Source organism: Pseudomonas sp. HLT2-19-2, assembly GCF_054898005.1.
In genome coordinates this window covers 1,144,155-1,169,586 of the sequence record NZ_CM142712.1, presented here as the reverse complement: position 1 = coordinate 1,169,586, position 25,432 = coordinate 1,144,155, and the positions used below count along the sequence as shown (strand labels likewise).

Sequence of the window (25,432 nt, the reverse complement as noted above, 5' to 3'; positions counted from 1 at the left end):
GGAGAAACACATGCAATGGGAAGTCGTGATCGGGCTGGAGATTCACACCCAGCTCACCACCCGGTCGAAAATCTTTTCCGGTAGTTCCACCACATTTGGTTCCGAGCCGAACACCCAGGCCAGTCTGGTTGACCTCGGTATGCCTGGCGTTTTGCCGGTACTGAACCAGGAAGCGGTGCGCATGGCGGTGATGTTCGGTCTGGCGATTGATGCCGAGATCGGCCAGCACAACGTGTTCGCCCGTAAAAACTATTTCTACCCGGACCTGCCCAAGGGCTACCAGATCAGCCAGATGGAATTGCCGATCGTTGGCAAGGGTCACCTGGACATCGCCATGGACGACGGCACGATCAAACGTGTCGGCGTCACCCGTGCGCACCTGGAAGAAGACGCCGGTAAAAGCCTGCACGAAGAGTTCACCGGTGCCACCGGCATCGACCTGAACCGCGCTGGCACGCCGCTGCTGGAAATCGTTTCCGAGCCTGACATGCGCAGCGCCAAGGAAGCCGTGGCTTACGTCAAGACGGTCCACGCGCTGGTGCGTTACCTCGGCATCTGCGACGGCAACATGGCCGAAGGCTCGCTGCGTTGCGACTGCAACGTGTCGATCCGTCCGAAGGGCCAGGTTGAATATGGCACTCGCTGCGAGATCAAAAACGTCAACTCGTTCCGCTTCATCGAGAAGGCGATCAACAGCGAAGTGCAGCGTCAGATCGAACTGATCGAAGACGGCGGCAAGGTGATCCAGCAAACCCGTCTGTACGATCCGAACAAGGACGAAACCCGTCCGATGCGCAGCAAAGAGGAAGCTAACGACTACCGCTACTTCCCCGATCCGGACTTGCTGCCGGTGGTCATCGAAGACTCGTTCCTCGACGACGTGCGCGCCACGCTGCCGGAATTGCCACCGCAGAAACGCGAGCGCTTCCAGGCGCAGTTCGGTCTGTCGGTCTACGACGCCAGCGTCCTGGCCACCAGCCGCGAGCAAGCCGATTACTTCGAGACAGTCGTGAGCATTGGCGGCGACGCCAAGCTGGCGGCCAACTGGGTCATGGTTGAATTGGGCAGCCTGTTGAACAAACAGGGCCTGGACATCGATCAGTCGCCGGTCTCGGCCGAGCAATTAGGCGGCATGCTGCTGCGCATCTCCGACAACACCATCTCCGGCAAAATCGCCAAGGTGGTCTTTGAAGCCATGGCCAACGGCGAAGGCAGTGCGGACGAGATCATCGACAAGCGCGGCCTGAAGCAAGTGACCGACACGGGCGCGATCTCTGCGGTGCTCGACGAGATGCTCGCGGCCAACGCCGAACAAGTTGAACAATACCGCGCGGCAGACGAAGCCAAGCGCGGCAAAATGTTCGGCTTCTTCGTCGGCCAGGCCATGAAAGCCTCCAAAGGCAAGGCCAACCCGCAACAGGTCAACGAACTGCTGAAAAGCAAGCTCGAAGGCTGATGAGAATGGAGCCAGCACTCAAAACTGGCTCTGTTCCCTGTGGGAGCTCGCTCCCACATTCGTATGTGGAAACCTTCGAATGAAACGCTTCCTCAGTACCTGCGCCCTGTTCTCTCTGCTGGCTGGTTGCGCCAGCACCGATGCCATCGATCCACACGGCTACGACAAGACCGGTGTTGCCTCTTATTACGGCGCCAAACACCAAGGTAAACGCACCGCCAGCGGCGAGCGTTTCAACAAGAATTCCCTGACCGCCGCCCACCGCCAGTTACCCTTTGGCACGCGGGTGAAGGTCACCAATCTGAATACCGACAAATCCTGTGTAGTGCGCATCAACGATCGCGGGCCACATACCCGTGGACGTCTGATCGATGTTTCACACGAGGCCGCCGAACAACTGGGTATGCTCAGAAGCGGCACCGCACGGGTTCGCGTGCAAGCCCTCGACGACTGACTGATGGAGCGCCGACCATTTTCGGACTTGCCGATTTACCCCTGATCAGCGTGATTGAATTGCTCAGCGGCTTGCTGTTGCTGATCGCCGGCGCCGAGCTGATGGTGCGTGGCGCCGTGCGCCTCGCCGCGCGCCTGCATGTACGACCGCTGATTATCGGCCTGACCATCGTCGCCCTCGGCAGCAGCGCACCGCAGATGGCGGTCAGCGTGCAAGCCACCCTGGCGCAGAACGCCGACATCGCCGTCGGCAGCGTGATCGGCAGTAGCATCTTTAACATCCTCGTCACCCTCGGACTCTCGGCGATGATCATTCCGCTGCGGGTTTCACGGCAACTGGTGCGCCTGGATATTCCGCTGATGATCGGCGCCAGCCTGCTGGTATTCGTATTGGCCTGGAACGAAGAACTAACCCGCGCCGACGGCGTGATGCTACTGGCGGCACTGATGCTGTATCTGGGCCTGCTGCTGCGCCAGTCGCGACACTCGGCCCGTCCGCAATCGACAACCCACGAAGTCCGGCAAGCACCCTGGATCAGCAGTTTGCTGATGATCACCAGCGGATTGGCGATGCTGGTCTACGCCGGGCATTTGCTGTTGGGCGCGGCGGTTTCGGTCGCGACCGATCTCGGGCTGTCGGAGCGGATCATCGGCCTGACCATCGTTGCTGTCAGTACCTCGCTGCCGGAACTGGCCACCTCGTTGATTGCCGCCTTGCGCGGTCAGCGCGACATCGCCGTGGGCAACGTGATCGGCAGCAACCTGTTCAACCTCTTGGGCGTGTTGGGCTTCACCGCGTTGATCGCGCCGTCGCCGCTGTCGGTATCGCCCAACGCCCTGGATTTCGACTTGCCGGTAATGCTCGGCGTCGCGGTGTTGTGCCTGCCGGTGTTCTATTCCGGATACCGGGTGACACGCGCCGAGGGTCTGATGTTTTTGGGTTTGTATCTGGCTTACGGTCTGCACGTGGTGTCGTTCACCACCGGCATGCCGCTGGCTGGCAAGCTTGAACACCTGATGCTGTTTTTTGCCCTGCCGGCGCTGGGGGCGTTTTTGCTGTTCACGTCGCTGCGCGCCTGGCGACGCCAACACCACAAAAGTGAATTGCCATGACCGATGATAGAAAGCCTGGCGTTGAAGTACGCCGCCAAGTAATGGGCGACGCCTTCGTCGACCGCGCGCTGGGCAATGCCACCGAGTTCACTCAACCGCTGCAGGATTTCGTCAACGAGCACGCCTGGGGCAGCGTCGGAACCGCGAAGGCCTGCCATTGAAAACCCGCAGCCTGATCACCCTCGCCGCGCTGACCGCATTGAAGTGCCCGCAGGAATTGAAAGGTCACGTGCGTGGTGCGCTGAACAATGGCTGCACCGTGGAAGAGATTCGTGAAGCGCTGCTGCATTGCGCGGTGTATGCCGGTGTTCCGGCGGCAATCGATGCGTTTCGGGCGGCGCAGGAAGTGATCGATAGCTACCACAAGCCCGTGTAGGAGCTGGCGTAACCTGCGATCTTTTGATCTTTGCCACCTTCGAGCACGCCGAAAATCAAGATCAAAAGATCGCAGCCTTCGGCAGCTCCTACATCCACCCACCCCACTGCAACAGGAAGATCCCGATGTTGGTGGTGACCGCGGCCATCAACGTGGTGATCACGATGATCGCTGCCGCCAATTCATGGTTGCCGTTAGCCTGACGGGCCATGACAAAACTGGCCGCGGCGGTCGGGCTGCCGAAGTACAGGAATAGAATCCCCAACTGCGCACCACGAAAGCCCCAGAGCCATGCGCCCAGTGTTGCCAGAACCGGCAGGCCGATCATCTTCACCAGGCTTGAGCTCAGCGCCAGGTTGCCACTTTTGCGCAGTGCCGCCAGCGACAGCGTGCCGCCGATACAGATCAACGCCAATGGCAGGGTGGTTTGCGCAAGATATTGGCCGGACGTCTCCAGCCATCCCGGCAAGCTGATCTTGAAGTAGGCAAACGGCGCCGCCACAAACACGCTGATGATCAGCGGATTGACCATCACGCTTTTGCAGATGCTCCAAGGGTCGGACTTGATCACCGGGCTGTAAACCGCCAGCACAATGGTCGAGAGCGTGTTGTAAAGCAGGATCACCAACGCCGCAATAATCGCCCCGAGGGAAATCCCGTAGTCGCCGTACATGCTCGCTGCCAGTGCGAGGCCGATCACCCCGTTGTTGCCGCGAAATGCGCCTTGGGTGTAAATCCCCCGGTCTTCCCGCGGGCACTTCCAGATCGCCCATCCCCAGGCGATGGCGAAACTCGCCAGGGTGGCGAGCGAGAAGTAAATCAGCAGTGCCGGTTGCAACGCAGCGTGCAGGTCGGCATGCAGGATGCCCAGAAACAGCAACGCCGGCATGGTGACGTTGAACACCAGGGCCGACGCGGTGTGGATGAAGTTGTCGTCGATCCATTCGATGCGCTTGAGCAACGCACCCAGAAACAGCATGGCAAACACCGGCGCGGTGATGTTCAGGGTTTCGAGGAAGATAGCCAGCATGCCGGGGTAACCTTGGGTGAGCGTCGTTAGGGGGCTAATGATAAGTCACCCGGTCCTTCGGCGTCTGGTCGGCCGCCTTCACGCCCTGAGCCTTTCCGTCAACACGATGTTGCTGTGTCCGGCTCGCTGATCAAAGGCGAGCCGTGCCGAAGCAAGGTCTGTAAATAAACGCTTCGCCACCCAAATTCGGGTCTCGAACGTAAACCTTGTGGCTCTGTGGCACGAAATCCACGGTGACCTGGCCGTCCGGCGGTCAGCGGCGCACGCACAGGACCTGCGTCATAGCCGGCAATTGTTGCCCCGGCCTTGACGATGCTCACCGCGTAACCGGCTTTGCGGTTACGGATGTCCAGGTACGGCAGGAAGAAGTCGTCGATGATCTTGCCAACGGTGGCGTGATCTTCGCGGGCAATGGCGTGATAGAAATCCATCGCGGTTTTCGGGATGAAGTGAACACCGCCGAGGAGTAAACCGGTACGCCCAGGGCCTTGTAAGCCGCTGCGTAGACTTCGGCGGTCGGCAAACCGCCCAGGTAGCTGAAGCGATCACCGGGACGACGACGAATCGAACAATGCCGAGGCGCCGTATGGGGCCAGCCATTCGAGACGCTTGATGGTTGTAGGTCATCGTATAAATTAATGAGCAACCGACAACTGCATTTCATCGCCAACCTCAGAATTTGAGTCGGAAAGTTATTTTCTTGACGTAGGAAATTTCTCATCTATGATCCAGTTAACTGTATATGCATACAGTTAATTTTGATCGTACCGATGACATATCAAGGAGATAGAAATGTCAGGTCTACACACATCACCGCAGGAAAAACCCAAACAGGTCATTGCGAATCTGGATGATCTTTTTACCGAGCATGGCATCGCCATCTCTGGCAACGAGGCACTGGTGTTGCAACTGGGTGAGCACAGCAACGCGCCCAACACTTCGGCTGGCAAAGCCTTGAAAGGCAAGCCACAGCTGCGGTTCGAGGGCGGCGAGCACACCGCTATCGGTGACAGCACACTGCTGCGTTTCATCAAGGACGCGCCCGCTATTGCGGCTTCGCAGGTAGAGCTGCATCTGCCGAATGGGTTGGCGCTGACTTACGGCCAAATCGTCGCGCTGGGCGGCGATTTTTATGGCATTCCCAATCAACCCGTCAGCGAAGGTGCCACCGCCGCGGATCGAATCCAGCGTTTTACCAACGCCTTCAATTCGCTGGCGGTGCTGCCGGCCTCCAATGCCGAGGCAAAGCTGATCCTCGGCGTCATGCAGAAGGAAATCGCTGCCGTTAAACAGACGATCAAGGACGGTAAGCAGCCGCACGAAGCGTACGACGCGCTCGGAGATACGTTGTCGGAAGAGTGGAACAAAATCACCGGCGGCGGCAGTTTTGTCTCGGCGCTGTTCCCACTGGGGCGCTACCTGAAACTGGCCGCCAACAATGCCGATCACTTCGCCGAATGGGCGCTGCTGGCCTATATCGCCGGGCACACCGTGGCGGTGCAGCAAGCGGTGCGGGCCCACAACAGCGGCGACGAGCAGCAGTTGGAGCTGGCCTATGCGATGAACGCGTTTGCCGATCACTACCTGACCGACCTGTTTTCCGCCGGCCACCTGCGAGTGCCGCGCAAACAATTGGCAGCGGTGGTGACGCCGAGTGATCTGGGCTCGTTGATCACCCGATTCATGCACGACGAGGACAGCAAGTTCGGCCTTAATGTGCGCAACGGTAACGGCGATCAATGGCACGCGTATGGGGACAAGCGCTACTTCGACGCGATAGACAGCGCCAATCGCGTCCAGGTGAATCAGGCGGTTCAGGTGTCGGCGGATGAAGTGTTTGCGGCGTACCTCAGCGGGATCGCACCGTCGCCCGGCAGTTTCGCGGCGTTGAAGAAACTGCCTGATCTGCAAGCGGCGCTGAACCCGGCGGGCAATTTCTCGCCACTGTTCAAGGTCGAGGGCAACAAGGTGTTGCGGCGCAAGGACGTCAACAACCTGAACGACACCGCCACCGTCGATGATTGGTGGGGCTGGAGCACTTACCTGCTGCTCAAGGACTACAAACCCACTGGCAACGTTGCCTGATAAGGAGATCGATGATGACTATCAAATTGAAACTGGAACTGGCTTCTGGCCAATCGCTGAAGGGTGCACCGCTGGAGTTGTTAGCCAAGGGAGTGCCGATTGCTCGGGCGGTGGTTGATGAGCATGGACATGTGGCATTCGATGCCAGGGCTGGGGCTTCTGAGTGGGCCGTGAGGGTGGATCGTTCGATCCTGAGAACTGGCTGAACCACTCACCTGATCGTTCCCACGCTCCCGCGTGGGAACGATCTATAACTTCTTACCCGCGCTGCGCCTCTGCCTCTTCATGCGCATGACGCAGCCGCTCCCGGCTATTCGTCAGGTGCAAACGCATGGCCGCCCAGGCCGCATCGGAATCCTGGCGGGCAATCGCGTCGTAAATCTCTTCGTGCTCACGGCTCAGGCGATTCATGTAGTGCTGCTGATCGTCATGGGCCAGCCGCGCGGAGTTGAGGCGTGTACGCGGAATGATGCTGGTGCCCAGGTGGGTCATGATGTCGATGAAATAGCGGTTGCCGGTCGCCAGGGCGATTTGCAGGTGGAACTGGAAGTCAGACGCCACGGCATCGCTGGCATGGGAGACACTTTCATTCAACGCGTCCAGCGCCGCTCGCATCAACGCCAACTGCTCGGGGCTTCGGCGTTGCGCGGCGAGACCGGCGGATTCCACTTCGAGGCTGATGCGCAGTTCCAGAATCGCCAGCACATCGCGCAACGTCACCACCGTCGCCGGGTCGATACGGAAACCGCTCGGGCTTGGGGTGTCGAGCACAAAAGTACCAATGCCGTGGCGGGTTTCAACCTGCCCGGCCGCCTGCAAACGGGAAATCGCTTCGCGCACCACGGTGCGGCTGACGCCATGGGCATCCATGATCGCCGACTCGGTGGGCAACTTGTCGCCACGCTTGAGGTGACCGTCGCGGATCTGCTCGGACAGCACCGTCACCAGTTCCTGAGCGAGGCTGCGGCGCTTGCGAGGGAGGCGTGGTGCGTCGATCGGGTTTTCCATGGTGACCGTCTTGCTCGAAAGTTGCGGCTGAAACCGCATCATAGGTCAACGCGGTTGTACGATCACCACCGCCCCTGTAGGGGCGGCGGTGTTTATGCGGTCACGGTTTGATCCACCAGATGCCCATTTTCAATGCGCACATGCCGTGGATGGAACCGCTTCAGGCTGCTGCGATGCCCGACGCTGACAATGCTCAATCCCGGAATCTCATCGATCAAGGCCTGATACAGCGACGCTTCGTCCTCCTCGTCCATCGCCGAGGTCGCTTCGTCCATATACAGCCATTGCGGTGCATACAGCAGCGCACGGGCAAAGGCCAGACGCTGTTGCTCACCCGGCGACAGCATGCGCTGCCAGTGATTCGCTTCATCAAGACGCGACACCAGATGCGGTAAACGGCAGGTTTCCAGCACATGAACGTAGCGCTCGTGCGGATACGTATCGCCAGACTGCGGATAACTTAGCGCTTCACGCAACGTGCCAATCGGCAAATAAGGCTTTTGCGGCAGGAACAGATACCGCGCCGACGGCAGGCGAATGCTGCCATGACCCGCCGGCCACAAATGCCCCATTGCCCGCAGCAAGGTCGATTTGCCGCTGCCGGAACGCCCGCTGAGCATGACGCGCTCGCCCTCCTCCACGGTCATGTCGGCGTTGGTCAGCAGGTGACGACCATCCGCCAGGTCGAGGCCAAGGTTGTGCACCCTCAATGCCGAGCCTGAATTCTGCACATCGATGGCCGGTGCCCGCTCTTCGTTGTCGGTCATGGCCTGGCGGAAACTCAGCAGACGATCACAGGTGGCGCGCCATTCGGCAAGGTCCTGGTACGCAGTGATGAACCAACTGAAGTTATCCTGGACGTTAGCGAACGCCGAGTTGATTTGCATCAGCTCACCCAGCTCGATCTTGCCAGTGAAGTAACGCGGCGCGGCGACCATGAACGGGAAAATGACTGCGATCTGCTCATAACCGGAAGTAAAGAAGGTCAGGCGCTTGGACACTTTCATGATGTCCCAGTAGTTGTGCCAGACCATCCCGAAACGGCTGCTCAAGCGGCGGTTCTCATTAGGCTCGCCGTTGTACAGCGCAATGCTTTCGGCATTCTCGCGAACCCGCACCATGGAGAAACGCAGGTCGGCTTCGAAGCGTTGCTGGTTGTTGTTGAGGCCGATCAGGCGACGGCCAATCAAATGCGTCAGCCAACTGGCGACGGCGGCGTATACCAGCGCGCACCAGAACATGTAACCGGGAATCGTGAAACCAAACACTTCGATACTGCCCGATACGCCCCACAGAATGATCGAGAACGATACGAGGCTGACGATGTTGCGAATCAACCCGAGCCCCAGGCCCAACGTGTTGCTGGTGAATTTATTGAGGTCTTCGGAAATCCGCTGGTCCGGGTTATCTGTGTATCCGCCCTGCTCCAACTGGTAGTAATTCTTGTGGCTGAGCCAACGGGCAAAATGCTTCTCGGTGAGCCAGGCCCGCCAGCGAATCGTCAGCATCTGCGTCAGGTAGAGCCGATACACCGCGCCAAGGATCGCCACCGCCGCGATGCCGCAGAAATACAGAATCAACTGCCAGAAGGCCGCTTCGTCCTTTTTCTGCAGGGCGTTGTAGAAGTCCTTGTACCAACTGTTGATCCACACCGAAATCGCCACGCTGAACAGCGACAGCGCAATCACGGCGATCAGCAACGTCCAGGCCTTGCCCTTCTCTTCACTGCGCCAGTAAGGGGTGGTCATGGCCCAGACTTTGCGAAAAAACTGCCCGCGCACAGCATCATTGACCGCGGAATATTCAGCGTTCTGATTCATGGATAAGGCTCGATAAAGAAAAGAACACACACGAACCGATCATAGATGATCGGTTCGTGTTATCGCGAGGGTTGGCGATAATCGTTCAGCGCCTGTTCAGCGACGGACCGGACGCTTCTGCAGTTTGCGCTGCAGCGTACGGCGGTGCATACCTAAGGCGCGGGCAGTGGCGGAGATGTTGCCTTCGTGTTCGGTCAGCACGCGCTGGATGTGCTCCCACTGCAGGCGATCCACCGACATCGGGTTTTCCGGCACCAGCGTGTCGAGGTCAGCGTGCTCGGAGAGCAACGCGGCCAACACGTCATCGGCGTCCGCCGGTTTGCACAGGTAATTGCAGGCGCCGCGCTTGATCGCTTCGACGGCGGTGGCAATGCTCGAGTAACCGGTAAGGATCACCACGCGCATTTCCGGGTCCAGCTCAAGCAACTTGGGCAACAGCACCAGGCCGGAATCGCCGTCCATTTTCAGGTCCAGCGCGGCGTAGTCCGGCAGGTCGGCCTGAGCGATGGTCAGGCCTTCTTCGGCGGAACCGGCGGTGCTGACGCGAAAGCCGCGGCGGGACATGGCACGGGCCATCACCCGGGTAAAAGTTGCGTCGTCGTCTACCAGCAGCAAATGCGGCAGTTCTTCGCCTTCGCCTTCGACTTGGATCTCGTCACTCATGTTCGTCTCCTCGGGCGACACGGGGCAGGCGCAGCTCGGTGAGCGTGCCGCCTTCCTCATGACTGTAGAGTTTCACTGAGCCGCCGGCGCGTGTCACGCTGGCCTTGCTCAAAAAAAGGCCCAGGCCGAAACCTTTGCCCTTGGTGGTAAAAAACGGTTTGCCAATCTGCTCGGCGATGGCCAGCGGCACACCGGCACCGTGGTCTCGGATGCTGATGGTCAGGTCGTCGGCATTCCAGTCCAGCGTCACTTGCAGCCCTTCGGGGCAAGCGTCAGCGGCGTTGTTGAGCAAATTCAGCAGCGCCTGGGTCAGGTCCGGCGGCGGCGCCATGCGCGGAACGCTGCCTTGACCCAAGCGCTGGAAGCGATAACTGGCTTCCGGGCGCATCAGGTGCCAGCGGTTCAACGCTTCGTCGAGCCAATCGGTGACGTCCTGCATCTCCACTGCCAAACGGCGATTAGCCTCGGCAGCGCGCACCAGTTGCTGCAAGGTTTCTTTGCAGAGCTTGACCTGATCCTGCAACACGCTCAGATCGTCCTGCAACATCGGGTCGTGATGGTCCTGACGCATTTCCTTGAGCAACACGCTCATGGTCGCCAGCGGCGTGCCCAGTTCATGGGCAGCGCCGGCGGCCTGGGTGGCGACGGCCAGCAGTTGCTGATCGCGCAGGCCTTCTTCACGACGGATGGCACGCAGCTCTTCCTGACGGCGCAACTCTTCGGCCATGCGTGCGGCGAAGAAGGTGATGACTGCCGCGGCCAGGGCGAAACTCAGCCACATCCCGTAAACCTGAAGGTTTTCCCGTGCGATCGGGAAGGTTTGCAGCGGATAGAAGCGCGCCAGCAGCAGGGTGTACAACGTCAAAGCGATACCGGACAGAATCACCGAATAACGCCACGGCAAGGTCACTGCGGCAATGGTCAGCGGCACCAGGTAATAAGAGACGAAGGGGTTGGTCGAGCCGCCGGAGAAATACAGCAACGCACTGTGGATAAACAGGTCGCAGGCCAGTTGCACGGCATATTCGAGCTCGGTAACCGGCCATGTGGTGCGCAGGCGAATCGCCGTGAACGCGCACAACAACATCGAGCAACCGAGGGTCGCGGCCAGTTGAAACCAGGGCAGCGGCAGCAAGTCCAGCCAGTAGGCCAGGCCCACGGAACCGGCCTGAGCGGCCAACACCAACGTGCGGATGAACGTCAGCCGCCAGAGATTCTGGCGAGTCGCGGAAGTGATTTGAACGGAGGCGAGCATGAGCTCTCCTGATGAGTGCTCCAGGCGGATCGCACGGAGTATAACCAAGGCGCGCGCCTGAGAGGCGAAAGTGCGGCAAACGGCCACAGTCCAGGCGAATCATCTGTATAGAAGTTGTAACTGGGCGAACCGGATCATAAAAGCTAGAGTCTGATGGTTTCACGCAGGCTCGGACCTTAACCCCTGCGCACCGTCCAAGGAGTTTTCATGCACACTTTCCGCCGCAGCGCCGCCCTTCTTGCCCTAAGCGTTGGCACCGTCGCCAGCCTCCCGGCCCTGGCTGCCGACGAACTTCATTACAACCAGATCGCCCTGCGCGCCGAAGTCAGTCAGGAAGTAGCCCGCGACCTGATGATCGTGACCCTCTACACCGAAGAACAAAACACCGACCCGGCGAAACTCGCCGCCGACGTCAGCACCACCATGAACAAAGCGCTGGCCCAGGCCAAAGAAGTCAAAGACATCACCCTGCGCCAAGGCAGCCGCAACAGCTACCCGATCTACGACACCAAGGGCCAGAAAATCACCGGCTGGCGCGAACGCGCCGAACTGCGCCTGGAAAGCTCCGACTTCGCCGCGCTGTCGAAACTGACCGGCGAACTGCTCACCGACTTGAAAATGGGCGGCATGGACTTCGCCATCGCCACACCAACCCGCAAGGCTAGCGAAGATGCGCTGCTTAAAGAAGCCGTGACGGCCTTCAAGGCACGCGCTCAACTGGCGACTGATGCCTTGGGCGGCAAGGGTTACAAAATCGTTAACCTGAACTTGAACAGCAACGGTTATCCACAGCCGTACATGCGTGGGCCGATGATGATGAAAGCGGCGAGCATGGACAGTGCGCCGGTGACGCCGGAAGTTGAGGCTGGCACCAGCCAGGTCAGCATGACGGCGGATGGAGCGATTGAAGTGTTGATGCAGTGATTGGGTAAGGGCTGAATAAAAAACCGGCGATCAGTGAGTGATCGCCGGTTTTTTTGTGCCAGAAGAATCTGGTTGTAACAGTCAGGCTTTGTGGTGAAAGCACGGCCGCCATCGCAGGCCAGCTCCATGAAATGCAGCTGCGCCGCGGTGAAAGGTAGCAACTACGCCAAGTGGTGCGACCCGGCGTACGACAAATTGATTCAGCAGGCCAAAGTGTCCACTGACAAACAGCAACGAATCAATTTGTACCAACAGGCACAACAAATCCTTAAGCAACAAGTACCTATCACACCGATTGCGAACTCGACGGTGTTCCAGCCGCTGCGCAAGGAAGTCACCGACTTCAAGATCAGCCCGTTCGGTCTCACACCCTTCTATGGTGTGGGTATAAATAAGTAACACCTCGCGCCAACCGGGTGCGCCAAGCGCCCGGCCGCCCTCTGTCGGTGCGCGATTTGCACCGGAAAAAACCTGCGCAAACGGTCAAATGCGCAGGAATTTATACATATGCGACATTAAGGTACGTTCGTACCACTGTTTAAGACTTGTGGCCGCTCTGGATCTTGCAATGGGTATGGCCCCTGCATAAGTATCCGCAGGCACGACTCACGAGGTCGTCCTCTAATTCCAAAAATGACAACAAATCATGAGGCCACCATGCTTAAACACGCGGTCATTCCGTTTTTAGTCGGCGCAAGTTTGTTAGCTAGCGCACCTTTCGCCCAAGCGGCGACTAACCTGGTGTTTTGCTCCGAAGGGAGTCCGGCCGGTTTTGATCCTGGTCAGTACACCACCGGAACCGACTTCGACGCCTCTGCAGAAACCATGTTCAACCGTTTGACTCAGTTCGAACGTGGCGGCACTGCTGTCATTCCTGGTCTGGCGACCAAGTGGGACATTTCCGATGACGGCCTGACTTACACCTTCCACCTGCGCGAAGGCGTCAAGTTCCACACCACCCCGTACTTCAAGCCGACTCGTGAGTTCAACGCCGACGACGTGCTGTTCACCTTTGATCGCATGATTAACAAGGATGATCCGTTCCGCAAAGCGTACCCGACCGAATTCCCGTACTTCACCGACATGGGGATGGACACCAACATCACCAAGATCGACAAAGTCGACGACCACACCGTCAAATTCACCCTCAAAGAAGTTGATGCCGCGTTCATCCAGAACATGGCCATGAGTTTCGCCTCGGTCCAGTCCGCCGAGTACGCTGCCCAGCTGCTCAAGGAAGGCAAAGCCGCCGACATCAACCAGAAGCCGGTCGGTACTGGCCCGTTTGTGTTCAAGAGCTACCAGAAAGACTCCAACATCCGCTACACCGGGAACAAGGACTACTGGAAGCCTGAAGACGTCAAGATCGACAACCTGATCTTCGCCATCACCACCGACCCGTCGGTGCGTATTCAGAAGCTGAAGAAGAACGAGTGCCAGATCACTCTGTTCCCACGTCCGGCTGACCTGAAGGCGCTGAAGGAAGACAAAACCCTGAAAATGCCTGACCAGGCCGGTTTCAACCTGGGCTACATCGCCTACAACGTGATGGACAAGGTCAAGGGCAGCAACGAGCCAAACCCGTTGGCCAACTTGAAAGTTCGCCAGGCGCTGGACATGGCGGTGAATAAACCGCAGATCATTGATTCGGTTTATCAGGGCGCCGGTCAACTGGCTGTTAATGCCATGCCGCCGACCCAGTGGTCCTACGACACCACCATCAAAGACGCCAAATACGATCCTGAGAAAGCTAAAGAGCTGCTCAAGGAAGCCGGCGTTAAGCCAGGTACCGAAATCGTTCTGTGGGCGATGCCGGTGCAGCGTCCATACAATCCGAACGCCAAGCTGATGGCAGAAATGCTGCAGTCCGATTGGTCCAAGGTCGGTCTCAATGTCAAGATCCAGAGCTACGAATGGGGCGAGTACATCAAGCGCTCCAAAGGCGGCGAGAACCAGGCGATGATCATCGGCTGGAGCGGCGACAATGGTGATCCAGACAACTGGCTCAACGTGTTGTTTGGTTGCGACTCGCTGAGCGGCAACAACTTCTCCAAGTGGTGCGACAAGAAGTTTGACGGCATCGTGAAAGAAGCCAAGCGCACAACCGACCAGGCAAAGCGCACCGAACTGTACAAACAGGCGCAACACGTCCTCAAGGACGCCGTTCCAATGACACCTATCGCTCACTCGACGGTGTACCAACCCATGCGCGACAACGTGCAGGACTTCAAGATCAGCCCATTCGGCTTGAACTCCTTCTACGGCGTCAGCGTCAGCAAATAAGGTTTGCAACGGCGACGTTTTTGACGTCGCCGTTGCTTTATCTGCCGAGAAAGTAGGAAACAACCTACATCCATTTCCGCCGAGTATTACGGCAGCGGTGTCGGACGCGTTGACCTTTCCTACAAGTCTTTAGGACTTTACGCATTTACTGCCAGACCCATCGCTCATACCGTCGGGAGCTGACCAGTGCCGGCGTGGGCTCTCGGTTTTTGCTGCACGCCATGGCTTGAGATCAGTGAGGCCTCCACGTCTCTGGACGGGATGGGTCATTGTTAAAACACTAAAAATAAAGAGCGAGCGTCATGCGCCATACCTTGGTTTTATCCGCATTGCTGGGCACCGGCCTGCTGGCCGCCACTTCCATTAGCCAAGCCGCCAACAACAGCCTGGTGTTCTGCTCCGAAGGCAGCCCGGCAGGCTTCGACACCGCGCAGTACACGACCGCGACCGATAACGACGCCGCCGAGCCGTTGTACAACCGGTTGGCAGAGTTCGAAAATGGCGCCACCAACGTCGTACCAGGCCTGGCCTCTCGCTGGGATATTTCCGAGGACGGCCTTAAGTACACTTTTCACCTACGCGAAGGGGTGAAATTTCACACGACCAAATACTTCACGCCGACCCGTGATTTCAACGCCGACGACGTGCTGTTCACGTTCAATCGCATGCTTGATCCACAGCTACCTTTCCGTAAGGCTTATCCGACCGAGTTCCCGTATTTCAACGGGATGAGCCTGAACAAGAACATCGCCAAGGTCGAAAAGACCGGGCCGCTGACCGTGGTCATGACACTCAACAACGTGGACGCCGCGTTCATCCAGAACATCGCCATGAGCTTCGCTGCCATCCTGTCCGCCGAATACGCTGACAAACTGCTGGCTGAAGGCAAACCGAGCGACATCAACCAGAAGCCGATCGGCACCGGGCCGTTCGTGTTCAAGAGCTACCAGAAAGATTCCAACATCCGTTACACCGGCAACAAGCAGTACTGGGATCCGAGCCGGGTCAAGCTCGACAACCTGATCTTCGCCATCAACACCGATGCCTCGGTGCGCGTGCAGAAGCTCAAGGCCAACGAGTGCCAGATCACCCTGCACCCGCGCCCTGCCGACGTGACCGCGCTGAAGAACGACCCGACACTCAAGCTCATCGAGAAGCCTGGTTTCAACCTCGGCTACATCGCCTATAACGTGCGGCACAAGCCGTTTGACCAGCTTGAAGTGCGTCAGGCGTTGGACATGGCGGTGAACAAGCAAGGCATTCTCAACGCCGTCTATCAAGGTGCCGGTCAACTGGCGGTCAACGCCATGCCACCGACCCAATGGTCCTACGACGAGACCATCAAAGACGTCGCCTACAACCCGGAAAAAGCCAAGGAACTGCTCAAGGCTGCCGGCGTGAAGGAAGGCACTGAAATTACTCTCTGGGCCATGCCTGTCCAACGCCCGTACAACCCCAATGCCAAGTTGATGGCCGAGATGCTTCAGGCTGACTGGGCGAAGATCGGCCTCAAGGTCAAGATCGTCAGCTACGAATGGGGTGAATACATCAAGCGCACCAAGAATGGCGAACACGACATCAGCCTGATTGGCTGGACCGGTGACAACGGGGACCCGGACAACTGGCTCGGCACGCTGTACAGCTGCGACGCCATTGGCGGCAACAACTACTCCATGTGGTGTGATCCGACTTACGACAAGCTGATCAAGCAGGCCAAGGTCGTCACCGACCGCGACCAGCGCACCGTGCTTTACAAACAGGCGCAGCAGTACCTCAAGCAGCAGGTGCCCATGACGCCAGTCGCCCACTCGACGGTTAACCAGCCGTTGAGCGCCAAAATCGAAGGATTCAAGGTGAGTCCCTTCGGTCGTAACGTGTTCTCGGGCGTCAGCATAGAAAAATAACCGATTAGCCAGAATCGCTGGGGGCGGATTCCGCCCTCACGCAAGCGTATTGCCGTAATTCGGCAATCCGGTCTACAGCAAACGTTTGCTATGCCTTGGATGAGTTAAAAACCAAATAGCCGGATCACCAAAAAAGACCGGCATTAAAAAAAGAAAGAAAGGAGCTTCACCCATGAAACTGAGCAGCACCGCGTTATTGGCCTTGGCCATCAGCAGCGTAACCGCCACGGCTTACGCAGAAACTCAAAGCCAGGCATTCACCCCGGTTACCGTGAAAGAGAAAAGTGCTCAGAGTGAAGCCACCGGCTTTGTCGAAGGCCAGTCGATCACCGGTTCCACGCGTAACTGGTATGCGAATGAGCAACTGAAACGTGGCAGCAAGTTCAGCTACAACAAAAATGGTGTATTGACCGACACAGACCGTCGTATCAACTGGGTCCAGGGCACCATCGTCAAGTACAACTCTGGTTTTACCCAAGGCACTGTCGGTTTCAGCACTGAAGTGGCGGCCTACAATGCCATCGCCCTGGATCGTGATCGCGAAGACCTCGCCTCTCGCTTCGGTGGTGCACCGGGTGATCGTGCAAAGCCTGGCTACAACCGTACGCTGACCAAAGAGGGTGGCGACGCCGTTGGCCAGTGGAGCAAACTGGGTCTTGCCAACGTCAAGGCCCGCTTCTCCAACACCACGTTGACCGCCGGTCGTCAGAACTTCAGCAGCCCGCAGGTAGACGTCATCGGTAACCGTCCTCTGCCTTCAAGCTTTGAGGGTGTGTCCATCCACAGCGAAGAACTGGAAAACCTGGCCTTCGACCTGGCCACCTTTGATCGTAACTCTCCGCGTAGTGAACAGAGCCAGCGTAAGTTCCGCACGGAATACGCCGACGGCATCATTGAAAGCGATCACGTCAGTACGGCAGGTCTTACCTACACGCCGTTTGCCAGCCTGACCACCAGTCTCTGGGCGACCCAGGCCGAAGACATCTGGAACCAGTACTACTTCGGTGCCACTCACGTATTGGGCGACAGCTCGGTACTGAGTCTGACGACCGGCCTGAACTACTACAAAACCGTCGACGAAGGTAAAAAGTTGATGGGTGAGATCGACAACGACACCTACTCCCTATCGTTAGGCCTGACTCACCAAGCCCACAGCCTGACCTTCTCGTATCAGGAAGTGAGCGGTAACGAGTACTTCGACTACTTGCACGAAACCAACGGCATCTACCTCGCCAACTCCCTGCTGTCGGACTTCAACGGCCCGAACGAGAAATCCTTCCAGATTGCCTACGGTCTGAACATGGCCGAATACGGCGTGCCAGGCCTGAAATTCAACATCTACCAAGCTCGCGGCTGGGGCATCGACGGTACTCACTACAACGGCACCGCCTACGACGTTAAGAGCATGGACGGCGAACACCATTACGAATACGGCATCGGTACTTCGTACGCCGTGCAGAGCGGTCCACTCAAGGCCACCACTGTTCGTGCGACCTACACCACACACCGCGCCAGCGAAAACCAGTCTGATGGCAACATCAACGAGTTCCGTCTCGTGACCACCATCCCGTTCAACATCCTGTAAAAACGCCAACCGACGGCTGACTCATGACGAGTTGGCCGTTCGGTTTTTTATCTTCAACCGATTGCAGAGGGTTCTTTGATGAAAATGCTTCCCCTACGTGCGGCCATCGCTGCCGCGTTGCTGAGTGTCGTTGTTGGCGTCTCGGCCAAACCCCTGGTGGTTTGCACCGAAGCCAGCCCGGAAGGCTTCGACATGGTCCAGTACACGACTGCAGTCACCGCCGATGCAGTGGCCGAAACCATCTTCAACCGTCTGGCGGACTTCAAGCCTGGTACCACTGAAGTGATTCCGGCACTGGCCGAATCCTGGGACATCAGCGAGGACGGTCTGACCTACACGTTCCACCTGCGCAAAGGCGTCAAGTTTCACACCACCGAATACTTCAAGCCGACACGCGACATGAACGCCGACGACGTGGTCTGGAGCTTCCAGCGTCAGCTGGACCCGAAACACCCGTGGCACAACAAGTCGAGCGTGGGCTTCCCGTACTTTGAAAGCATGGGCTTCAAAGAACTGCTCAAAAGTGTCGAGAAGATCGACGACAACACGGTCACGTTCACGCTGACCCGCCGCGAAGCGCCGTTCCTGGCAGACATCGCCATGGCCTTCTCCTCGATCTACTCCGCCGAGTATGCCGACCAGCTGCTCAAGGCCGACAAGACCGGCGACCTGAACAACAAACCGGTCGGTACTGGCCCGTTCATCTTCCAGCGTTACGCCAAGGACGCTCAGGTCCGCTTCAAGGCCAACCCGGAGTACTTCCGTGGCAAGCCACCGGCTGACGCGCTGATCCTGGCCATCGCCACCGACAACAACGTGCGCCTGCAAAAGCTCAAGGCCAACGAGTGCCAAATTGCGCTGTATCCGAAACCGGATGACATCCCGAGCATCAAGAAAGACGCCAAACTGAGTGTCGATGAACTGAACGCGATGACCGTCTCGTATATCGCCATGAACACCACTCACAAGTACATGAGCGACGTGCGCGTACGTAAAGCCATCGACATCGCCTTCGACAAGGCCGCGTACGTCAACGCGCTGTTCGGCAAAGGCAATGCGACCGTGGCGGTTAATCCGTACCCGGACACCCTGCTGGGCTATAACCACAACCTGAAGAATCCGCCACGTGATCTGGACAAGGCTCGCGCCTTGCTCAAGGAAGCCGGCGTACCGGAAGGCACCACGTTCACCTTGTTTACCCGTAACGGTGGCGGTACAACCAACCCGAACCCGATGCTCGGCGCGCAGATGATGCAGGCCGACCTGGCGAAGGTCGGGATCAATGTCGATATTCGCGTGATGGAATGGGGCGAAATGCTCAAACGCGCGAAAAACGGCGAGCACGACATGGTGTCTGCCGGATGGGCGGGCGATAACGGCGATCCGGATAACTTCCTGACGCCTATGCTCAGTTGCGAAGCCGCCAAAAACGGCGAAAACTACGCGCGTTGGTGCAATGAGAAGTTCCAGGCGCTGATCGATGAAGCCCGGGCTAAAGTGAACCCGGCGGAACGCGCAGCGCTCTATGAGCAAGCCCAGGAAGTTTTCAATCAGGACCAGCCATGGATCAGCATGGCGCACACCCGTATGTTCACCGCAATGCGCAACAACGTAGAGGGCTATCACATTAGCCCGCTCACCACTAATAACTTCGCCACCACCCAGGTGAAGTAGATAAGAAACTACCGGCATTTCTGACCCAGGAATGCCGGGCACGCCTAACCGGCTGATGAGGTACACCACAAGATGTTTAGTTTTATTGCCCGCCGATTGGGGTTATTGATCCCCACATTCTTCGGCATCACCTTGCTGACTTTCGCGTTGATCCGCATGATTCCAGGCGACCCCGTGGAAGTGATGATGGGCGAACGTCGCGTCGACCCCGAAATGCATGCTCAGGCAATGGAACGCCTGGGGCTGAACAAACCCCTGTATGCCCAATACCTGGATTACGTTGGCAAACTGGCCCACGGCGATCTCGGCGAATCCCTGCGTACCCGTGAAAGCGTCTGGACCGAATTCACTTCTCTATTCCCCGCGACCCTGGAACTGTCCATGGCCGCCCTGTTGTTCGCCGGCATCCTGGGCCTTCTGGCCGGGGTGATCGCGGCACTCAAGCGAGGATCCCTGTTCGACCACGGAGTGATGGGCATCTCCCTGGCGGGATATTCGATGCCGATCTTCTGGTGGGGCCTGATCCTGATCATGTTCTTCTCGGTATCGCTGGGCTGGACCCCGGTGTCCGGGCGGATCGACCTGCTCTATGACATCGAGCCGCGGACCGGCTTCATGCTCATCGACACGCTGCTGGCCGATGACGTCGGTGCGTTCTTCGATGCGCTGCACCACCTGATCCTGCCGGCCATCGTGCTCGGCACCATCCCGCTGGCGGTAATTGCGCGGATGACCCGCTCTTCGATGCTCGAAGTGCTACGTGAAGATTACATCCGTACTGCCCGCGCCAAAGGCCTGTCGCCGTCGCGCGTGGTGTTCGTTCACGGCCTGCGCAACGCGCTGATTCCGGTACTGACCGTGGTCGGCCTGCAAGTCGGCACATTGCTGGCCGGTGCGGTCCTGACCGAAACCATCTTCTCCTGGCCCGGCATCGGCAAATGGCTGATCGAAGCCATTGGCGCACGGGATTATCCCGTGGTGCAGAACGGCATCCTGCTAATCGCCTGCCTGGTGATTCTGGTCAACTTCGTGGTGGACATCCTCTACGGCTTTGCCAACCCACGCATTCGTCATCAGCGCTGAGATCATCATGACCATGACCACTTCAATTCCATCGGTAGCAGTCGATCAAAGCCTGCTGTACCCGTCCCCCTACAAAGAATTCTGGCAAGCGTTTTCCAAGAACAAAGGCGCCGTCGCCGGCCTGATGTTCATGCTGCTGGTGATTTTCTGCGCACTGTTCGCCCCTTGGGTGGCACCGCATAACCCGAGCGAGCAGTACCGCGACTTCCTGCTGACCCCGCCGTCCTGGCTGGAAGGTGGGCAACTCCAGTTCCTGCTCGGCACCGATGAACTGGGTCGCGACCTGCTGTCGCGTCTGATCCACGGTTCGCGCCTGTCCCTGCTGATCGGCTTGTCGTCGGTGGTGATGTCGCTGATTCCGGGCATCCTGTTGGGTCTGTTCGCCGGGTTCTACCCGCGCCTGCTGGGCCCGACCATCATGCGTCTGATGGACATCATGCTGGCCCTGCCGTCCCTGCTGCTGGCGGTGGCGATTGTCGCCATCCTCGGCCCTGGCCTGATCAACACCATTATTGCCATCGCCGTGGTGTCCCTGCCGTCCTATGTTCGTCTGACCCGCGCGGCGGTGATGGGCGAGCTGAACCGCGACTACGTGACCGCTGCGCGCCTGGCCGGCGCCACGCTGCCACGCCTGATGTTCATCACCGTGCTGCCTAACTGCATGGCGCCGCTGATCGTTCAGGCCACCTTGAGTTTCTCCTCGGCGATTCTCGATGCCGCGGCACTGGGCTTCCTCGGCCTTGGCGTGCAACCGCCAACCCCTGAGTGGGGCACCATGCTGGCTTCGGCTCGCGACTACATCGAACGCGCCTGGTGGGTCGTCAGTCTGCCTGGTTTGACCATTTTGCTCAGCGTGCTGGCAATCAACTTGATGGGCGACGGCCTGCGCGATGCGCTGGACCCGAAACTCAAGAACGCCGCCTGAGGAGATTCAAATGTCACTGTTAGAAATCAAGAATCTCAACGTTCGCTTCGGCGACAAGAACGCCGTTCCGGTGGTCGACGGTCTCGACATTACCGTGGACAAGGGCGAAGTTCTGGCCATCGTTGGCGAATCGGGTTCCGGCAAGTCCGTGACCATGATGGCGCTGATGGGCCTGATCGAACATCCGGGGATCGTCACCGCCGACGCGCTGAATTTCGACGGCAAGGACATGCTCAAGCTCAGCAACCGTCAGCGTCGCAAAATCGTCGGCAAAGACCTGGCCATGGTCTTCCAGGACCCGATGACCGCGCTGAACCCGAGCTACACCGTCGGGTTCCAGATCGAAGAAGTGCTGCGCCTGCACCTGAAAATGTCTGGCAAGCAAGCCCGCGCACGCGCCATCGAACTGCTGGAAAAAGTAGAAATCCCGGGCGCCGCCAGCCGTATGGACGCCTACCCGCATCAACTGTCTGGTGGCATGAGCCAGCGTGTTGCGATCGCCATGGCGATTGCCGGCGAACCGAAACTGCTGATCGCCGACGAACCGACCACCGCACTGGACGTCACGATTCAGGCGCAAATCATGGACCTGCTGTTGGCGCTGCAGAAAGAGCAGAACATGGGCCTGGTGCTGATCACTCACGACCTCGCGGTCGTGGCCGAAACCGCTCAGCGTGTGTGCGTAATGTACGCCGGCCAAGCGGTGGAAGTGGGTCAGGTCCCTCAGCTGTTCGACATTCCGGCGCACCCGTACAGCGAAGCGCTGCTCAAGGCGATTCCGGAACACAGCCTGGGCGCCACGCGCCTGGCCACGCTGCCGGGCATCGTTCCCGGTCGTTATGACCGTCCGCAGGGTTGCCTGCTGTCGCCGCGTTGCCCGTATGTGCAGAATTCCTGCCGTCAGCAACGTCCAACCCTTGACCCGAAAAGCAACAGCCTCGCCCGCTGCTTCTACCCGCTGAATCAGGAGGTGGCGTAATGGCCGTCGTACTTACCGCCCGCGACCTGACCCGTCACTACGAAGTGTCCCGTGGCCTGTTCAAGGGCCATGCGACCGTGCGCGCCTTGAACGGTGTGTCGTTCGAACTGGAAGCCGGCAAGACCCTCGCTGTCGTCGGCGAATCAGGCTGCGGTAAATCCACCCTGGCCCGTGCCCTGACGCTGATCGAAGAGCCGTCCTCCGGTTCCTTGAAAATCGCCGGGCAGGAAGTCACCGGCGCGAACAAGGCTGAACGCAAGCAACTGCGCAAAGACGTGCAGATGGTGTTCCAGAGCCCTTACGCGTCGTTGAACCCACGGCAAAAAGTCGGTGATCAGCTCGGCGAGCCGCTGCTGATCAACACCAACCTGTCGGCTTCCGAACGTCGCGAGAAAGTTCAGGCGATGATGAAGCAGGTGGGCTTGCGTCCCGAGCACTACCAGCGTTATCCGCACATGTTCTCCGGCGGTCAGCGCCAGCGGATCGCCTTGGCCCGCGCGATGATGTTGCAGCCTAAAGTGCTGGTCGCGGATGAACCGACTTCGGCGCTGGACGTGTCCATTCAGGCACAGGTGCTGAACCTGTTCATGGACTTGCAGCAAGAGTTCAACACCGCTTACGTGTTCATCTCCCATAACCTGGCGGTGGTGCAACACGTCGCCGATGACGTGATGGTGATGTACCTCGGTCGCCCGGTGGAAATGGGACCGAAGAACGATATCTACGAACGTCCTCTGCACCCGTACACCCAGGCGTTGCTGTCGGCCACCCCGACCATTCACCCGGACCCGAACAAGCCGAAAATCAAGATCGTCGGCGAGTTGCCCAACCCGCTGAACCCGCCATCCGGCTGCGCGTTCCACAAGCGCTGCCCGTACGCGACCGAGCGCTGCAGCACTGAAGAGCCGGCTTTGCGCCTGCTCGACAGCCGCCAGGTGGCTTGCCACTACGCCGAGCAATTCCTCGACGGCGCGGCATAAAAAACGCGCCCCGATCACCGGGGCGCACTTCTGATGAGTTGAAAAAAACCCTACATTTGGATTGCGCATCAGTCCGGCAGAAGGGGTTTTCTTTTGTCTGGCATTTAAGCCCCTTCATCCTCGTCGGTGTCCGGTTCGTCGGTGGTCGAGTCGTCATCGTCCGCGCTACCCCCCTGACCCTGGTCACCGGGTTCCGATTCGGATTTGGCGATCATCAGATTGCTGCTCCCCACCTGTCCGCTCGAGGCCTGCTCACCGTGGTCCGGGCACTCCGCCCACGCCCCCGCCGACAAACCAACGGACAGCATCACCAAAACCTTAAGCAACATCACAATGCGTTGAAAAATGCTCATAGCCGATTCCATCCTTCATAAGTGAAGCGTGGGTGACTGTCTGGCGCTGAATGAAATTTAGTTCCGATCAGCGCGGTTCTCCAGATAGGACGCTAACGAATGGACGGAATGCCATTGGCCGGGAGATTGGTTTTGAATAATGCCTATAGCCGGATCAGCGAAGTGAAGCGGGCTCACCGCGCGCTGAGGGAAGAACCTTTTGATGCTCCGACAAGCGAGTCGCTTGATAAATCAGCGGTATGGAAAGCATCGCCAGAACCGCGCTTGCCAGCCAGACGCTATGCCCACCGAAATGACCATACAGCTGGCCTCCAAGCACGGGCGAAAGCAGCGCACTCGCACTCCAGCACATGAAAAAAAGGCCAAAGTAGTGCCCACTTTTTCCTGCTTGCGCATGCCGCATAACCAGCACGTTCAGTGGCGGCATGAATAGAGCTTCGCCAAACGTCCAAACCACTGTTGACAGGCAGACATACAACAGCCCGGTACCGAAAGGCAGCATTCCGAGCCCGCAAGCCAACAACACACTGCCTGCCACCAGCTGCCGGCGTGCCCCCCAGCGCTCGCTCCAATGAGACAGAGGAATTTGCAGCAACACCACCAGCACTGCATTGAGTGCAAATTGCCATCCGATGATTTCAGTATCCAACTGATAATAATCGAGCAAATAGTTGCCCAGCATGCTGTAGACCGTGTCAAAGGCAAGGCCGAGCAAGACAGCAGCCGCCAGCAGCCAAAGGAATGGTTTATCTCGATACGGCACGCATGAGCCTGAAGCACTATCAGACACCTCATCCGGCATCAGAACCGGTCGATGCCATGTCGTCCGGACAAACCAGAGCAACGCCAACAGTGTCATGACCGCACTGGCAAAAAACACCCAGCGAAAATCAGTCTGCGCCAAAACCCCACCGACCACCCCTGCGACAGCCATACCCAGGTTTCTGGCAACACGACTCAGTGACTGTGCACGAGCGCGCTGCGCAACCTGGCAATATTCCATGATCAACCGCTGATGAAGCGTTCGAATCGCACCATCGAGTGCACCGCTTAACAGCAGCAATCCAGCCAGCAAAGGCACTTCTGTGACCAGCCCCAACAGGAGCAGTACCCATGCCGAGACAAAAAACAACGCCGCCGTGAGCCGGGCCGTGGAGAAGTGATCACTCAGCAGTCCACCCACCATTGACCCTATCAGCAAGCCGGCCCCGTAACCGGATAACAACCAGCCAACGGTTTCAATCGCCAGCCCCAGTTCCTGGCGCAGGTACAGCGCCATGAACAGTTTGACCATGGTGCTCAAGCGATTGATGAAAAGCAGCGCCGCCAGCACCCAGGCCATTGGACAGAAGTAGCCATCTAATCGAATCAGGTGAGTCAGCCGACTTGTCATTCCATTGATCCTTAAAAAGGCAGCTATTTGCGAACTGCCTTTCGAACAGTAGACGGCTACGACTTAGTTGTCTCGAGTAGAAATGCCAAC

General features: G+C 58.4%; 21 protein-coding genes and 3 pseudogenes. 16 read left to right on the top strand and 8 right to left on the bottom strand.

Annotated elements, in window-relative coordinates; translation table 11 throughout:
- The first annotated feature begins 10 nt into the window (after positions 1–10).
- The 4 genes and pseudogenes from gatB (at position 11) to ACYZTU_RS05340 (ending at position 3,398) form a co-directional block, all read left to right on the top strand.
- Complete coding sequence (gene gatB / locus ACYZTU_RS05355) at positions 11–1,456, top strand: Asp-tRNA(Asn)/Glu-tRNA(Gln) amidotransferase subunit GatB (RefSeq protein WP_449643218.1); 1,446 nt, start codon at positions 11–13, stop codon at positions 1,454–1,456.
- A gap of 79 nt (positions 1,457–1,535) precedes the next feature.
- Positions 1,536–1,910 (top strand): septal ring lytic transglycosylase RlpA family protein, encoded by a 375-nt coding sequence (locus ACYZTU_RS05350; protein ID WP_461968545.1) that lies wholly within the window; start codon positions 1,536–1,538, stop codon positions 1,908–1,910.
- A gap of 50 nt (positions 1,911–1,960) precedes the next feature.
- Positions 1,961–3,022, top strand: a complete 1,062-nt coding sequence (locus ACYZTU_RS05345) for a calcium/sodium antiporter (protein ID WP_461968543.1) — start codon at positions 1,961–1,963, stop codon at positions 3,020–3,022.
- Positions 3,019–3,398 (top strand): annotated as a pseudogene (locus ACYZTU_RS05340) (carboxymuconolactone decarboxylase family protein). Before ACYZTU_RS05345 ends, ACYZTU_RS05340 begins: the two are co-directional and overlap by 4 nt.
- Positions 3,399–3,486: 88 nt before the next feature.
- Here ACYZTU_RS05340 and ACYZTU_RS05335 read toward each other — a convergent pair.
- Entirely contained in the window at positions 3,487–4,428 is a 942-nt protein-coding gene (locus ACYZTU_RS05335; protein ID WP_461968541.1) for an AEC family transporter, read from the bottom strand.
- 239 nt (positions 4,429–4,667) lie between these two features.
- Positions 4,668–4,996, bottom strand: a pseudogene (locus ACYZTU_RS05330) (5-dehydro-4-deoxyglucarate dehydratase); the annotation flags it as partial.
- Positions 4,997–5,220: 224 nt separating this feature from the next.
- Between ACYZTU_RS05330 and ACYZTU_RS05325 the strand changes: the two are divergent.
- A complete protein-coding gene (locus tag ACYZTU_RS05325) occupies positions 5,221–6,513 on the top strand; it encodes a phospholipase (protein ID WP_461968539.1) in 1,293 nt (430 codons plus the stop codon).
- A gap of 14 nt (positions 6,514–6,527) precedes the next feature.
- Complete coding sequence (locus ACYZTU_RS05320) at positions 6,528–6,719, top strand: hypothetical protein (protein ID WP_461968537.1); 192 nt, start codon at positions 6,528–6,530, stop codon at positions 6,717–6,719.
- Between the two features lie 52 nt (positions 6,720–6,771).
- On the opposite strand, the gene ACYZTU_RS05315 is transcribed toward ACYZTU_RS05320, so the two are convergent.
- The 4 genes from ACYZTU_RS05315 to ACYZTU_RS05300 all read right to left on the bottom strand — a co-directional run bounded on the left by ACYZTU_RS05315 (position 6,772) and on the right by ACYZTU_RS05300 (position 11,259).
- On the bottom strand, positions 6,772–7,521 hold the full coding sequence (locus tag ACYZTU_RS05315; protein ID WP_461970965.1) for a FadR/GntR family transcriptional regulator: 750 nt from the start codon (positions 7,519–7,521) through the stop codon (positions 6,772–6,774).
- Positions 7,522–7,613: 92 nt separating this feature from the next.
- Entirely contained in the window at positions 7,614–9,341 is a 1,728-nt protein-coding gene (locus ACYZTU_RS05310; protein ID WP_461968535.1) for an ABC transporter ATP-binding protein/permease, read from the bottom strand.
- 96 nt (positions 9,342–9,437) lie between these two features.
- The gene (locus ACYZTU_RS05305) at positions 9,438–10,004 is read right to left on the bottom strand and encodes a response regulator transcription factor (RefSeq protein ID WP_449643206.1); all 567 of its coding nucleotides are present in this window, start codon (positions 10,002–10,004) and stop codon (positions 9,438–9,440) included.
- Positions 9,997–11,259 (bottom strand): ATP-binding protein, encoded by a 1,263-nt coding sequence (locus ACYZTU_RS05300; protein WP_461968533.1) that lies wholly within the window; start codon positions 11,257–11,259, stop codon positions 9,997–9,999. Before ACYZTU_RS05300 ends, ACYZTU_RS05305 begins: the two co-directional genes overlap by 8 nt.
- 207 nt (positions 11,260–11,466) lie before the next feature.
- Here ACYZTU_RS05300 and ACYZTU_RS05295 point away from each other — a divergent pair, with 207 nt between their 5' ends.
- The 10 genes and pseudogenes from ACYZTU_RS05295 to ACYZTU_RS05250 all read left to right on the top strand — a co-directional run bounded on the left by ACYZTU_RS05295 (position 11,467) and on the right by ACYZTU_RS05250 (position 23,596).
- Positions 11,467–12,183: an SIMPL domain-containing protein gene (locus ACYZTU_RS05295; protein ID WP_461968531.1), complete on the top strand. Its 717-nt coding sequence runs from the start codon at positions 11,467–11,469 to the stop codon at positions 12,181–12,183.
- A gap of 135 nt (positions 12,184–12,318) precedes the next feature.
- A pseudogene (locus ACYZTU_RS05290) lies at positions 12,319–12,582 on the top strand (ABC transporter substrate-binding protein); the annotation flags it as partial.
- A gap of 258 nt (positions 12,583–12,840) precedes the next feature.
- Positions 12,841–14,466: an ABC transporter substrate-binding protein gene (locus ACYZTU_RS05285; protein ID WP_461968529.1), complete on the top strand. Its 1,626-nt coding sequence runs from the start codon at positions 12,841–12,843 to the stop codon at positions 14,464–14,466.
- A 302-nt stretch (positions 14,467–14,768) separates the two neighbouring features.
- Complete coding sequence (locus tag ACYZTU_RS05280; RefSeq protein ID WP_461968527.1) at positions 14,769–16,370, top strand: ABC transporter substrate-binding protein; 1,602 nt, start codon at positions 14,769–14,771, stop codon at positions 16,368–16,370.
- 172 nt (positions 16,371–16,542) lie between these two features.
- Positions 16,543–17,955 (top strand): OprD family porin, encoded by a 1,413-nt coding sequence (locus ACYZTU_RS05275; protein ID WP_449643200.1) that lies wholly within the window; start codon positions 16,543–16,545, stop codon positions 17,953–17,955.
- A gap of 78 nt (positions 17,956–18,033) precedes the next feature.
- A complete protein-coding gene (locus ACYZTU_RS05270) occupies positions 18,034–19,629 on the top strand; it encodes an ABC transporter substrate-binding protein (protein WP_461968525.1) in 1,596 nt (531 codons plus the stop codon).
- 72 nt (positions 19,630–19,701) lie between these two features.
- Positions 19,702–20,712: an ABC transporter permease subunit gene (locus ACYZTU_RS05265; protein ID WP_282375033.1), complete on the top strand. Its 1,011-nt coding sequence runs from the start codon at positions 19,702–19,704 to the stop codon at positions 20,710–20,712.
- Between the two features lie 13 nt (positions 20,713–20,725).
- Positions 20,726–21,637 carry an ABC transporter permease subunit gene (locus tag ACYZTU_RS05260; protein WP_461968523.1) on the top strand — a complete coding sequence of 304 codons (912 nt, stop codon included), beginning with the start codon at positions 20,726–20,728 and terminating at the stop codon, positions 21,635–21,637.
- Positions 21,638–21,647: 10 nt separating this feature from the next.
- A complete protein-coding gene (locus tag ACYZTU_RS05255; protein WP_282375032.1) occupies positions 21,648–22,616 on the top strand; it encodes an ABC transporter ATP-binding protein in 969 nt (322 codons plus the stop codon).
- Positions 22,616–23,596, top strand: a complete 981-nt coding sequence (locus ACYZTU_RS05250; RefSeq protein ID WP_282375031.1) for a peptide ABC transporter ATP-binding protein — start codon at positions 22,616–22,618, stop codon at positions 23,594–23,596. Before ACYZTU_RS05255 ends, ACYZTU_RS05250 begins: the two co-directional genes overlap by 1 nt.
- 104 nt (positions 23,597–23,700) lie before the next feature.
- Here the strand turns inward: ACYZTU_RS05250 and ACYZTU_RS05245 are convergent, their stop codons facing one another.
- Together ACYZTU_RS05245 and ACYZTU_RS05240 are read right to left on the bottom strand one after the other, a co-directional pair.
- Positions 23,701–23,949 (bottom strand): hypothetical protein, encoded by a 249-nt coding sequence (locus ACYZTU_RS05245; protein ID WP_461968522.1) that lies wholly within the window; start codon positions 23,947–23,949, stop codon positions 23,701–23,703.
- A gap of 154 nt (positions 23,950–24,103) precedes the next feature.
- The gene (locus tag ACYZTU_RS05240; RefSeq protein WP_461968520.1) at positions 24,104–25,342 is read right to left on the bottom strand and encodes an MFS transporter; all 1,239 of its coding nucleotides are present in this window, start codon (positions 25,340–25,342) and stop codon (positions 24,104–24,106) included.
- Positions 25,343–25,432: the final 90 nt, after the last annotated feature.